The organism is Paraburkholderia gardini (assembly GCF_907164575.1).
In the GTDB taxonomy this organism is placed as follows: domain Bacteria; phylum Pseudomonadota; class Gammaproteobacteria; order Burkholderiales; family Burkholderiaceae; genus Paraburkholderia; species Paraburkholderia gardini.
The window spans coordinates 26470-39116 of sequence record NZ_CAJQYY010000002.1 but is presented as its reverse complement, the minus strand read 5'-3'; the positions used below and the strand labels follow the sequence as shown (position 1 = coordinate 39116).

The window sequence follows — 12647 nt, the reverse complement described above, 5'->3', positions numbered from 1 at the left end:
ATTGTACGCCGTTGAGACGCAAATGCAACGCAGCGGCATCCGGAACGCGACGCCGCGTTAGAACGTCTGGTGATGTTCATTGCGCGCGAGATCAGCGGCCACCATCATCTGGCACAGCTGTTCGAGCGTGGTTTCGGGTTTCCAGCCCAGTTTTTCACGAGCCTTGTCCGCGCAACCGATCAGCAGATCGACTTCGGCCGGCCGGTAGAACTTCGGGTTCACTCGCACGAGCGTCTTGCCGGTCGCGACGTCGATGCCGGTTTCCTGCTCGGCCTTGCCGGACCACTCGAGCTGGTAGCCCGCCGCCGCGAACGCCATGCGCACGAAGTTGCGCACGGTTTCGGTACGGTTCGTGGCCAGCACGAACGTATCCGGCTCGTCGGCCTGCAGCATGCGCCACATGCCTTCGACGTATTCGAGCGCGAAACCCCAGTCGCGTTTCGCGTCCATGTTGCCGAGTTCGAGCGCGTCCTGCTTGCCGAGCCTGATCTTCGCGACGGCATCCGTGATCTTGCGCGTGACGAATTCGCGGCCACGCAGTGGCGATTCGTGATTGAACAGAATGCCGCTGCTCGCAAAGAGTCCATACGACTCGCGATAGTTGATCGTCGACCAGTGCGCGAACAGTTTCGCGACGCCGTACGGGCTGCGTGGATAGAACGGCGTGTCCTCGCGTTGCGGGACGGCCTGTACCTTGCCGAACATTTCCGACGTCGACGCCTGGTAAAACCGCGTTTTCGGATTCACGATGCGGATGCCTTCGAGCAGGTTCAACGCGCCGACACCCGTCACTTCAGCGGTCGTGATGGGCTGGTCGAACGACACGCCCACGAAGCTCTGCGCGGCGAGGTTGTACACCTCGTCGGCCTGCGCGGCGATGAGCAGACGCATCGTCGAACCGAGGTCCGTCAGGTCGTGTTCGACAAGCGACAGGTTCGGATGGTCGAGCACACCGAGTTCTTCCATGCGCCAGAAGTTGACGGAACTCGTGCGGCGGTAGGTGCCGGTAACGCGATAGCCCTTGTTGAGCAGCAGTCTCGTCAGATAGGCGCCGTCCTGTCCGGACACGCCCGTGATGATCGCCTTGCGTGGAGTGCTCATGGATGATCCTTCAGGGTAGTGAGATTCATTGATAAGAGGCGTGAACGGCATTGCCGCTGTCGAGCATCTGTCGCACCAGCGGGTCGAGCACGTTGAAATCCTGTCCCGCCTTGATCCGGTAAAGCGCGGGTTTCGGATGCGCGCCATCGGACATCATCGATTTCCAGTCGGGCAGCGCGCTGATGTACGCAAACTGGTCGACGAGCGGCACGTGCTGCTCGGCGGCGACACGACGCGTCATCGAGGCCATCGCCGCGAGTTTCGCGTTCAGATGGCCGTCGGGCATCGGATTCGACGTTTCCAGCACGACCTCCTTGCCGAGCGCTCGCGCGGTCGCGACGAGATCGCTTTCCGCTGCATGAAACTGCTCGGGCGTCTGGCCCTGCATGACTTCGTTGATCCCGTAGTTGATCGTCACGATCCGCGCGCGCGAGGCCGCGAGCCGCGTTTTCCACGGCGTGCCGCGGCCGCGCTCCGTGCCGTCGCGCAACTGCGATGCGGTCGTGCTGCCAACGCCATGGTTGACGACCGAGACGCGCCGGCCGTGCGCAGCCTGCAACGCGTCCTGCAGATACGTGACGGCGTTCTGCGCCTGGGGGCCGCAATGGCCGTCGCTGCACGAGATGCCGAGCGTTGTCGAATCGCCGTACGCCTCGATCAGCACGTCCTGCTGCGCGGCGCTGGCCGGCCGCACACAGGCCCACATCGCGAGCGCGGCGACGATCAGGGCACGGACAGTGGCGGACAGTGACGCGGCGGCTGGGCTCATGGTGGTTCGATGTCGAAGTTGAGCGCGGCGCGTGCTCAGGTCCGCGATCCGGCGGAACCGCTCTGGGCGGATACCGTTCGCGTGCCCGCACGACCCGCGCCCGACCCGGCAATCAGACGCCGTTCGAACGCAAACCACGTGAGCGTGGCATAGGCCAGCGTGATGGTGAGCGCAAGCGCGGCGGTGACATAACGATTCAGTTCAAGCGGCCACAGCATGTAAAGCACGGTCAGATGAATCAGGTAAATCGTATAGCTGACCGTGCCGATATAGACGAGCACCGGATGCGACAGGACCTGCCTGACGATACCCCTCGACTGCAACGCGATCACCAGCGCCGATGTGCACAGCACGAGCGATATGCTGTAAAGGCAGGCGTTCGAAAGCGGCGTGTTCTCCGCGCGAAAGCGCGGGAAATGCAGATGCAGCGCGGCGAGCACGGCCAGCGCCGCAAAGAGCGCGAACACGGCGGGCAGCCGGAAACGTTCGAGCGCATTGCGATCGCGCCGCACCGCCACCGCGAGCAGCGCGCCCGCCGACAGCAGATCCATGCGGAACGGCGTGAGGTAGTAGATCGGCCAGAACGTGTCGAACCACGGCGTCGCGACGGCGCGCAACAGCGGCACGAGCACGATCAGGGCGGCGGCGAGGATCGCCAGCGCGCGCTGCGACAGCAGCAGGACCGCGAACGGCCACACGATGTAAAACTGCTCCTCGACGGCGAGCGACCACAGCACGTTCAGGCTGTCGTGGCCGCTTTGTCCGAGCGCGTCGCCGATGTTCGTCGCGAAAAATGCATACCACTGCCAGTGCTGCGCCCAGCCGAGCCCGAACACGAGCGAAGAAACGAGCATCAGCAGCAGATAAGGCGGCAGGATGCGGCGAATCCGTCGCGAGTAGAAATAGCTGAAATACGACTGCTGGCGCGCCTTGCGTTCCAGCAGGATGCCGGTGATCAGAAAGCCGCTCAGCACGAAAAACAGGTCGACGCCCATCCATAACGGCGCCCTGAGCGCATGCTGGGCAAACACGGCAAGAACCGCGACGGCACGCAGTCCGTCGAGCTGGGGGATGCGACGGGAATGGGAGGGCGAGGCGGACTGTACGCTTGCTGTCATGAACCATCCGGAAAGGGCGCGTTGTAAGCCGCACGCACGAAGACACCCTGTGTGCAACGGGAAGTGCCATTCATTCTAGGGAAAATAAACTGATGAAAAAACGAATACAAAACTGATAAACCGAAACAATGGAATCAGAATGTAATCAAACAGGCCGGAGATGCGCTTTTCATGCGGATCCACTCACTGGATGCGGGCTGGCGCGCACATGAAGGCGCGCGATCTTGCGGAAAAAACGGCCGTTTTATGACGGATCGCCTTGCATGCCGATTACGTGACCTGATTCGCGCGCGAAAATCAACCAGAACGGATATCAGCGAATATTCCCTGAATATTTTTGAATTATTTTCGATTTTCATCGGCCCGGATTTCCCGGGTAAGGTGAACCGGTGAAAACGACCTGCTTCGATCGCGCGCGATCCGCGCCGTGAACGGCCCCTGACCGGAGGATCTGTATTGCCGCGTTCGCTGTCTGCCAGTCTTGTGACAAAGCGTCTGTGCGCGCTGCTGTTCTGGGTGTCGCTGGCATCGTGCCCGCTGCATGCCGAAAACGTGCTGAACGTGAAGACGTCGTGGATCGGCAACACGTTCGGTTTCGGCAACGGCACGTGGATGCAGATCGACATCGCCGCGATCGCGGTTTCGCCCGATGGCAAGGTGTACACCAACGCGATCTGGGACGAGAGCGGTGCCGAGGCGAGCATCTATCAGAACGGCAAGGTGCTCGGTGTCGCGGGCGACACGCACGGCTGGGGCAACCTGGGCGGCACGGCCGTCGCGATCAATCACAAGTACGAGTTTCTGGCGGTCTCGGTCGGCAATGAGCGCGGCCATCTGGTTTCGCCCGGCGTGTGGCCGGAGAAGGGCAAGCAGTGGTACGGCGTGTCGCGCCGCGAGATCGCCGACCCGAAACGCAGCGCACCGTTTCACAGCGGCGCCAACGTATCGCTCGCGCTCGATCCGCGCGCACGGCTCGCGGCCAGCTTTCTGATGGTGAACGAAGTGCCGTCCGACCAGAAGGCGGAGATCGACGGGCTCGCCGCGACCGACACCACGCTCTACGTGTCGAACACCGCGCGTGACCGCATCGAGGTCTACGACGCCGAATCGATGTTGCGGAAAACGACGTGGAGCGTGCCGGAACCGGGCCGGATTGCCGTCGCGCCGGACGGGACGCTCTGGGTATTGAGCGGCCCGCCTGGCGACCGTACGCGGCGCGTGCTGCATTACACGGCCGATGGGCAGCGTCTGAACGACACGTTGCCGCTGCCGGACGATACGGTGGTCGCGGACGTCGCGGTCGACGGCCAGGGTCGCGTACTGATAGCCGACAACGGTCCGCGTCAGCAGGTGCTGTTTTTCAGCCGCACGAATGGCCGCTATACGGCGAGCGGCACGCTTGGCGAACGTGGCGGCATTTTTTCCGGCGCCTCCGGCAGACCGGGGCCGCAGCGCTTCAATGGCCTGACGGGCGTAGGCGTCGATGCGCGCGGCAACGTGTACGTGTCGTGCAATGGTGTCGGCCCAATACGCAAGGTGATCGCGGCGAATCTGGGTGCGACGCTCGAGAGCTACGCGCCGGATGGGCGCCAGCTATGGCAGTTGCAGGGGCTGCTGTTCGTCGATGGCGCGTGGATGGATCCGTCGCGGCCCGACAGCGTCTACACCGGCAACAAACGGTTCGAACTCGATCTGTCGAAGCCGGCCGGTCAGGACTGGAAATACGTGGGCTTTCTGTCGAACCGCTTCAGGTATCCGGAAGACCCGGTGTTTACCGTGGCCGAGTGGCCGGGTCTGCCGATCGCGCGCAGGCTGAAGGGGCATACGTTCCTGTTTCTCACGGACATGTACGCGGATCACCTCAAGATCTATCGCTTCGACGCGGCGCACGATGGCGAGACGGCGATTCCTTCGGGATTCATCGCCGGCAGGCCGAAGGCCGTTGAACACGTGCCGAATGCGCCGCCGGGCGGCGACTGGATCTGGCGCGATACGAACGGTAATGGCCGTTTCGATGCGAACGAGTTCTCGCCGGACAACACCGGCGCGAAACTGCCGGGCGGGTGGGGCTGGTGGGTCGATTCAGCCGGCGACATCTGGCGCGCGCGCGACACGAAGGGCATTTTCCGCCTGCATTTCGGCGGGCTGGACGCGAAGGGCAACCCGATCTACGCGTGGTCGAACATGACGACGTACCCGGTGCCCGCGCCGTTCACGGAATTACGCCGCGCCGTGTATGACGCGGCCACCGACACAATGTACGCGTCGGGCTATACGGCGGATCTCGGCGTGGACCGCGCGTTCTGGAAGGAAGCGGGCCGCATGCTGGTGCGTTACGACAGGTGGTCGTCGGGCAAGCCGGTGCAACGCTACGCCATCACGCTGCCATGGGAAACGAAGGCGAAGCCGGTTTCGACGATCATGGGCTTCACGGTTGAAGGCCAGTACATCTTCGCTGTCGAACCCGTCGGGACCGTTCACGTGTACGACAGGGACTCCGGTCGCGAAGTGGGTATTTTCCGGCCTGGTCCGGAAGTGGGCCGCGCATCGGGCTGGGTCGACGTGCCGAACGGCATCAGCGCATTCAGGCGCGGCGATGGCGAATACCTGATCTTCGTCGAGGAAGACGCGCGCGGCAAGGTGTTGATGTATCGCTGGAAGCCCGCCTGACACAAAAGTGTTTTAAGGCCTTGATCAGGGCATTTTCGTCGCCTTCGAGCGGATTATTTTCCGGGCGTTCAACAACGTCAGCGGTCATTTTTTACGTGCTCTACTCGAAACATCTCCCGGCGCGCGAGCGGCGGACGCAATACTGACTCAAAGGCATTTGATGGAAAAAGGCATCCTCAAGAACGTAGCGATCAATTTTTGCGGACTGGTGCTGCCGACTTTCGTTTCGCTCGTGACAGTGCCTGCCTACATCAGGGCGCTGGGCGTGGAACGCTACGGCGTGATCAGTCTCGTGTGGACGCTGATCGGCTACTTCGGGGTTCTCGATCTCGGCATGAGCATGGCCGCGCAGAATCACATCTCGAAGGCGCGCGCCTCGAACGACGATGCAGAATGCGCGCGGGTGTTCTGGAGCGCGTTCTGGCTCAATCTCGGCACCGGCATCATCGGCGGCCTCGTGATCTACTTCGGCGCGTTCATCTACACCGCGTATTTCACGCGCGTGTCGCCGGCGTTGCAGCACGAGGTGTATATGGCGCTGCCGTGGCTCGCCGTCGCGATTCCGATTGCGAACGTCTCGTGGGTATTTGCCGGCTCGATCAACGGGGCGGAACGCTTTGGCATCTACAACACGAACCAGACAATCGGCACCTTCCTGTTCCAGCTGCTGCCGCTTGCCGCTGCGTGGTTCGTCGCACCGAACCTGCAAAGCGTGCTGGCCGCGGCGGTGGTCGCGCGGCTTCTGGCCGCGGTGCTGCTAGGGTACTCGACGCTCAAGGTGCTCGGCATCCGCCGCATCCAGCCGCCGCAACTCAAGGTCGCCAGGGGCCTCTTCAACTTCGGTGGCTGGATGCTCGTGACGAGCATGACGAACATGGTCTCCGATTCGCTCGACCGCATGATGCTCGGGACAGCAATGGGCGCGCGCTTCGTCACGTACTACACGGTGCCGCAAAACCTGGTCTACCGGCTCAACATCGTTTCGACGGCGGTGGTGCGTACGCTGTTTCCCCGCCTGTCCGCCGTACGCCGCGATCACGCGGACGTGCTCGCGCAACAGGCACTCGAATTTCTCAACGCGGTATTCACCCCCGTTGCGATCGTCGCGATCTTCGGGCTTGAACCGTTTCTGCACCTGTGGGTGGGCGCTGAACTTGCACGCGAAGCGGCACCTGTAGGCCGCATTCTCGTGTTGAGTGTATGGCTCATCGGGCAGGCGAACGTCACGCGCGTATTGATCCAGTCGCAGGTCAACCCTGCCGCGGCAGCCAGGGTCGCGCTCGTCGAACTGCCGCTCTTCGCAGGCGGCCTGTGGTTCGGCATCGCGCATTTCGGCCTGACCGGTGCGGCGGTGATCGTGGCCTCACGCTCGCTCTTCGATTACGCGGTGCTGTTGTGGCTCTCGGCGATCCGCGCCCGGCCCATCTGGCTCGACATGTTGCCGCATCTCGTCTTTCTGCTGGGCAGCCTGTATATCGCTGGTTTCCTGTCGAGCTTCGCGACAGCACTCGCGGCGGGCGCGCTCATCGTGCTCGCGAATACCGGCTGGTCTCTCACGATGACGCCAGCAGTGCGCGGGCTTGCCCGCTCGCTGCTGCTGCGACTGAACCCGAGGAAAAGCGCATGAACCAAGACGTTCTCGACGAACCCGTCCTGCGCGCGAACCCTGACGTACCTGCCGCGCCCGGCGCGCTGCTGCCTGCGCCGCGCCTGGAACTGCAACTGCAACTGCCGGCGCGCCGCCCGCCGCGCCCGGGCAAGCCCGTTCGCGTCGCGATCGTGCATGACTGGCTCGTCACCTACGCGGGCGCCGAGCGCGTGCTCGAACAGATCATCGCGTGCTTTCCGGATGCGGACCTGTTCAGCCTCGTCGACTTTCTCGACGACCGCTCGTTCATCCGCGACAAGCCGGTGACCACGTCGTTTATCCAGAATCTGCCGCTCGCGCGCACGAAGTACCGCGCGATGCTGCCGTTGATGCCGCTTGCGATCGAGCAGCTCGACGTGTCCGCCTACGACGTCGTGATTTCCAGCAGCCACGCTGTCGCGAAGGGTGTGCTGACGGGCCCGGATCAGGTTCATATCAGCTACGTGCATTCGCCGATCCGCTATGCGTGGGATCTGCAGCATCAATACCTGAAGCAGTCGAACCTGATCAGCGGTCCGCGTTCCGCCCTCGCACGGCTGATTCTTCACTACATACGCAACTGGGATGTCCGCACGTCGAATTCGGTGGACGAATTCGTCGCCAATTCGGCGTTTATCGCGCGGCGTATCAGGAAGGTCTATCAGCGCGATGCGCAAGTCATCTTTCCGCCTGTCGACGTCGACGCGTTTCTCGTCAGCGAGCACAAGGAAGATTTTTATCTGACCGCTTCGCGGATGGTGCCGTACAAGAAGATCGACCTGATCGTCGAGGCATTCGCAAAGATGCCCGCGCGACGTCTCGTCGTGATCGGCGACGGTCCCGACATGCAGAAGATCCGCGCGAAGGCAACGCCGAACATCGAGATCATGGGTTACCAGCCGTTCGCCGTGCTGCACGACCAGATGCGTCGCGCGAAGGCGTTCGTGTTTGCCGCCGAGGAGGACTTCGGCATCTCGGTGGTCGAGGCGCAGGCCTGCGGCACGCCGGTCATCGCCTACGGCAAGGGCGGTGCGCTCGAAACGGTGCGCGACCTGTATGACGCGCGGCCCACGGGCATGTTCTTCGACGAACAGACCACCGCGTCGATCATCGCGGCCGTCGAGCAGTTCGACGACAACATCGGACGTTTTTCGCCTGCGGATTGCCGCGCGAACGCGGAGCAGTTTTCGGCGACCCTGTTCCGTGAGCGTTTCTTCGAGCACGTCAGGGAGAAAGTCCCGGCGCTGCGCCATGCGACGCTGCCGCCGTTCAATTGCGCGCCGCCTTCGGACAGTGCGCTCAAGGCCGGCAGCATCGGCGTGCTCGCGATCGATCAGAGCGGCGTGCTGGGCGGCGCCGAGCTGTCGCTGCTCGAAGTCGTCAAGACGCTGCGCGCGCGCATCCAGGTCGCGCTTTTCGACGATGGTCCGTTTCGCACCGCACTCGACGAAGCCGGCGTCGCGGTAGACGTGCTCGACGCCGGTGCGCTGCGCCACGTGCGCAAGCAGGGCGGCAAGCTGCCGAAGGCTTCGGCGCTGATGGGTCTTGCCTCGCTCGTGCGTGCCCTGACGGCATGCGCGCGTGACGCCGACGTGATCTACGCGAACACGCAGCGCGCGATGGTGATTGGCGCGATGGCCGGCAAACTTGCGCGCAGGCCAGTGGTCTGGCATCTGCGCGATATCGTCAGCGCGCAGCACTTTGGCCGCAAGCAGCTGGCGATCATCAAGTGGTGCGCGAAATTCGGGCTTGCGCATGTGATCGCGAATTCGGAGGCTTCAGCGCGGGCGTTTTCCGGGCTGACCGGCTTCGACAGGAAACGGATCGACGTTGTGTTCAACGGCATTTCCGCGGCGCCGTTCGACGCGTTGCGCGGTGTGCCGCAACGTACCTTGCGCACGCAGCTGGGATTGCCGCAGGACGCGTTTCTGGTCGGCTCGTTCAGCCGCCTCGCACACTGGAAGGGCCAGCACGTCCTGCTCGAAGCGATGGTGCACGATCCGCGCATGCATGCGGTGTTCGTCGGCGCGGCGCTCTTCGGCGAAGACGATGAATACGAAGCCGGCCTGCATGCGTTCGTCGAAGCGAACGGCCTTGCCGAACGTGTGCATTTTCTCGGATTCCAGCACGATGTCGCGGCCTGCATGTGCGCGGTGGATGTCGTCGCGCATACGTCGATCACGCCGGAGCCGTTTGGACGCGTGATCGTCGAAGGCATGCTCGCGCTGCGTCCGGTGGTTGCCGCGCGCGCGGGCGGCGTGCTTGAAATCGTCGAAGATGGCGTGGACGGATTGCTGTGCGAACCGGGCGATGCAGGCGCGCTTGCCAGAACGCTCGCGAACCTTCAGACGGACGTTGCGCTGCGCGAACGGATCGTCGCGAACGGTCATCGCACGGCAGTGCAGCGCTTTGGTACGGCGAACTATGTCGCGGGCGTCGAGCGCATTCTGAAGAACGTGGCAGGACAGGCGGCCAACGGCAGGAAGCTGAAGAAAGCAGCCGTCGCGTAGAGCGCGGCGTTACTGTTGCTGTGAAACCGGCCGCATCAGCGGCCGGGTACGGAACAGGGAAACAACAGGAAAGCGGCGTCTGCTCAGGTCCGGGCATGCGCCGTTTTTACCTTGGGCTTGAGACTTGCCGACCACTTCATCGCGGGCAGTTCGACCAGACGGTAAAACACCCACGCGAACGGAATGGCGAGCAGCAGGAACGCGAACGAAGGCCAGATCGCGACCTGTAGCGACGAATGAAGCACCAGCGCCGACAGCAACACGAACAGCGGCAGGTGGACGACATAGAGCGAAAAACTGAAATCGCCGAGGCGCGACAGCAGCGGAAAACGCGGGGCGTTCGACTCGGGACGATCGAGCGCCTTCAGCAGATAGCACGCGAAACCGGCGGCCCACAGCTGGAACGCTGCGTATTGCCCGAAGTGAAACCCAACGATGCCGGCGAGGGTGAACGCCGCCGCGCCGGCATAAAGCCACCGCGAACGTGAGCCTGCACGGGTGCCCGCATGTGCTTTCGCTTCGGCGATCCAGGCACCGAGCGTCCACGAGAGCCAGTACGAGGTGAAAAACTGCATGTCGTGGCGCTCCAGCACGAACGCCGACACGACGTTGAGCGCCGCGACGATCGCGACGACCCACGACATGCCGAGCCGTCGGCGCAATGCGAACAGCAGCGGATAGACGGCGTAGAACTGGACTTCGAGCGAGAGCGTCCAGAGCGCGCCGTTCGAGCCATAGGTTCGGCCCGCGACACCCTGCAGGGAGAAGAGATTCACGAGGAACACCGGCAGGCCGATGTCTTTCAGCTTGTGGCTCACAGGGGGCAACTGGTAGCTGATCGAATCGAGTGCGAACGTGAGCAGGAGCGCCGCCAGCAGCACCGGATAGATGCGCGCGAAACGGCGTGCCCAGAAGTTCACCGCATCGAGCTTGTATGACGGGTTCGCAGCCAGTCGTAGCGCCCCGCCGCGATGAATGCAGTAGCCGCTGATGACAAAGAAAATCGGCACCCCTGCCGAGCCCCATGCAACCGGAAGCGTCAGGTACGCGACGATCGTGTTGAGATCGAGCACCTTGCCGGCGGTGCGGTGAAACGCTTCCATGCCGACCCACGTGACCTGACGGCAGTGGAAGTAGGCCACGAGCAGGGCGGCGAAGCCCCGCATCGCGTCGATAACGTGCTCCTTGCCGACGTTTTCGGCGCGTGTGTGAGTGCGTGAAGCGGAGGTGAATGGCAGCGATGTGCCGGAGGCATGCAATGCCGGGTCGCTCATACGGAATCCCTGGTTCATGCGTTCGCAAACGCTGGCGCCGATGCGGCGATGGCGGACCGTCATGGACGCACGCGGCCGCCTGAGTATCGTAATGCGAGACGGTAATGAATAAATGAATAAAAAATCTTCTTTCAAAAGTAATTAAAAGGCATGCCGATGACAATCTGAAAGGAAAATAACGGCATCCGGGATGGCGAATTATTTATCCGTTTTTTCATGCTAGTTTGAAGGCTGGATTGCTGGAATCAGGGAGTAGCGCCATGAACATGCATCTGCTGGCAGGTATCGCCGTATTGCTGGTCCTCGTCGCGATTTCCGCGTACCGCGAGGCATTGAGGAACGAGCCAATCAGCCGGTTCAGGATGAACCAGGGCAACAAGTTGCCGCCAATGGACGAGAACGAGTAATTCAGAAAACGGACCACGCGCGATTTATCCGCCAGGCACCGTGTGTCGCCTCGAAATCCGGAAAATCCTTCCGCCTCCTGTTTAACTGACGTGTAACTGTTTCCGTCTGAATTTCATAATATGACAACTCCATCTGATTGATTATGCATATCGAGATTTAATAGTTATTTCGATTATCCGGATGATTTATTTTCCGCTAGTCTTTTCAGGGAACGCGGAGTCGCCGGAGTCGGGCGGGACGCATCGTCATCTACAGATGTGAGAACACAATCATGCTGAAAGTCACTAAAGCCGTGTTTCCCGTGGCGGGCCTCGGCACGCGCTTTCTGCCCGCCACCAAGGCGAGCCCGAAGGAAATGCTGCCGGTAGTCGACAAGCCCTTGATCCAGTACGCGGTAGAAGAAGCGATCGAGGCCGGTATCACGGAAATGATCTTCGTCACGGGCCGCAGCAAGCGCGCCATTGAAGATCACTTCGACAAGTCATATGAAATCGAAGCCGAGCTCGAAGCACGCGGCAAGGAAGAACTGCTCGATCTCGTGCGCGGCATCAAGCCCGCGAACGTCGACTGTTTCTACGTTCGCCAGGCGACGGCACTCGGTCTCGGTCACGCCGTGCTGTGCGCGGAAAAGCTCGTGGGCGACAGCCCGTTCGCCGTGATGCTCGCGGACGATCTGCTGCACAGCAGCGAGCCCGTCATGAAACAGCTGGTCAACGTCTTCAACCACTATCACAGCTCGGTGGTGGGCGTTGAAACCATTGCGCGCGAGGAGAGCCGCTCGTATGGCGTGGTCGACGGCCGCGAGTGGGAAGAGGATGTCATCAAGCTGTCGGGGATCGTGGAGAAGCCATCGCCTGAAAAGGCGCCGTCGAACCTGGGTGTCGTGGGCCGTTACGTGCTGATGCCGACGATCTTCGATCACATCCGCGCGCTGCAACCGGGCGCGGGCGGCGAGTTGCAGCTGACCGATGCGTTGCAGTCGCTGCTGACGGAAGAGCAGGTGCTCGCGTACCGCTATTTCGGCACGCGTTTCGATTGCGGCAGCAAGCTCGGCTATCTGAAGGCGACCGTCGAATTCGCGCTACGCCATCCCGAAGTGAAAGCGGATTTCGAAGAGTATCTGCAGAACTATCTGCCGCTCGCGCTTACCGCGCAGGCCGCCTGAATCGA

Annotated in this window: 10 protein-coding genes; 6 read left to right on the top strand and 4 right to left on the bottom strand. The window is 62.3% G+C overall.

Annotated elements, in window-relative coordinates:
• Nucleotides 1-57: 57 nt before the first annotated feature.
• Genes gmd through LPA34_RS01645 form a run of 3 tightly spaced genes read right to left on the bottom strand, consistent with a single transcriptional unit; the run spans nt 58 to nt 2988 of the window.
• Nucleotides 58-1101 carry a GDP-mannose 4,6-dehydratase gene (gene gmd, locus LPA34_RS01655; protein ID WP_228974234.1) on the bottom strand — a complete coding sequence of 348 codons (1044 nt, stop codon included), beginning with the start codon at nt 1099-1101 and terminating at the stop codon, nt 58-60.
• Between the two features lie 25 nt (nt 1102-1126).
• Nucleotides 1127-1870, bottom strand: coding sequence for an SGNH/GDSL hydrolase family protein (locus LPA34_RS01650; protein ID WP_411178750.1), 744 nt, complete (start codon nt 1868-1870; stop codon nt 1127-1129).
• Nucleotides 1871-1905: 35 nt separating this feature from the next.
• A complete protein-coding gene (locus tag LPA34_RS01645) occupies nt 1906-2988 on the bottom strand; it encodes an acyltransferase family protein (protein ID WP_228974232.1) in 1083 nt (360 codons plus the stop codon).
• Nucleotides 2989-3159: 171 nt separating this feature from the next.
• On the opposite strand from LPA34_RS01645, the gene LPA34_RS01640 reads away from it, so the two are divergent.
• From LPA34_RS01640 to LPA34_RS01625, 4 genes are all read left to right on the top strand, one after another.
• Nucleotides 3160-3381, top strand: coding sequence for a hypothetical protein (locus LPA34_RS01640; protein WP_228974230.1), 222 nt, complete (start codon nt 3160-3162; stop codon nt 3379-3381).
• Nucleotides 3382-3471: 90 nt separating this feature from the next.
• Nucleotides 3472-5658, top strand: coding sequence for an NHL repeat-containing protein (locus LPA34_RS01635; protein ID WP_458796456.1), 2187 nt, complete (start codon nt 3472-3474; stop codon nt 5656-5658).
• A gap of 160 nt (nt 5659-5818) precedes the next feature.
• Nucleotides 5819-7285 carry a flippase gene (locus LPA34_RS01630; RefSeq protein WP_228974228.1) on the top strand — a complete coding sequence of 489 codons (1467 nt, stop codon included), beginning with the start codon at nt 5819-5821 and terminating at the stop codon, nt 7283-7285.
• Nucleotides 7282-9795, top strand: coding sequence for a glycosyltransferase family 4 protein (locus LPA34_RS01625; protein WP_228974226.1), 2514 nt, complete (start codon nt 7282-7284; stop codon nt 9793-9795). Before LPA34_RS01630 ends, LPA34_RS01625 begins: the two co-directional genes overlap by 4 nt.
• 83 nt (nt 9796-9878) lie before the next feature.
• Here the strand turns inward: LPA34_RS01625 and LPA34_RS01620 are convergent, their stop codons facing one another.
• Nucleotides 9879-11069, bottom strand: coding sequence for an acyltransferase family protein (locus tag LPA34_RS01620; protein ID WP_228974704.1), 1191 nt, complete (start codon nt 11067-11069; stop codon nt 9879-9881).
• Between the two features lie 260 nt (nt 11070-11329).
• Here LPA34_RS01620 and LPA34_RS01615 point away from each other — a divergent pair, with 260 nt between their 5' ends.
• The gene (locus LPA34_RS01615; protein WP_228974224.1) at nt 11330-11476 is read left to right on the top strand and encodes a hypothetical protein; all 147 of its coding nucleotides are present in this window, start codon (nt 11330-11332) and stop codon (nt 11474-11476) included.
• Nucleotides 11477-11748: 272 nt separating this feature from the next.
• Complete coding sequence (gene galU / locus LPA34_RS01610) at nt 11749-12642, top strand: UTP--glucose-1-phosphate uridylyltransferase GalU (protein ID WP_228974221.1); 894 nt, start codon at nt 11749-11751, stop codon at nt 12640-12642.
• The last annotated feature ends 5 nt before the right edge of the window (nt 12643-12647 follow it).

Bases quoted from the DNA above. Each gene is read 5' to 3' on its own strand.
- gmd (WP_228974234.1), bottom strand. From the start codon at position 1,101: ATGAGCACTCCACGCAAGGCGATCATCACGGGCGTGTCCGGACAGGAC.
- LPA34_RS01650 (WP_411178750.1), bottom strand. From the start codon at position 1,870: ATGAGCCCAGCCGCCGCGTCACTGTCCGCCACTGTCCGTGCCCTGATC.
- LPA34_RS01645 (WP_228974232.1), bottom strand. From the start codon at position 2,988: ATGACAGCAAGCGTACAGTCCGCCTCGCCCTCCCATTCCCGTCGCATC.
- LPA34_RS01640 (WP_228974230.1), top strand. From the start codon at position 3,160: ATGCGGATCCACTCACTGGATGCGGGCTGGCGCGCACATGAAGGCGCG.
- LPA34_RS01630 (WP_228974228.1), top strand. From the start codon at position 5,819: ATGGAAAAAGGCATCCTCAAGAACGTAGCGATCAATTTTTGCGGACTG.
- LPA34_RS01625 (WP_228974226.1), top strand. From the start codon at position 7,282: ATGAACCAAGACGTTCTCGACGAACCCGTCCTGCGCGCGAACCCTGAC.
- LPA34_RS01620 (WP_228974704.1), bottom strand. From the start codon at position 11,069: ATGAGCGACCCGGCATTGCATGCCTCCGGCACATCGCTGCCATTCACC.
- LPA34_RS01615 (WP_228974224.1), top strand. From the start codon at position 11,330: ATGAACATGCATCTGCTGGCAGGTATCGCCGTATTGCTGGTCCTCGTC.
- galU (WP_228974221.1), top strand. From the start codon at position 11,749: ATGCTGAAAGTCACTAAAGCCGTGTTTCCCGTGGCGGGCCTCGGCACG.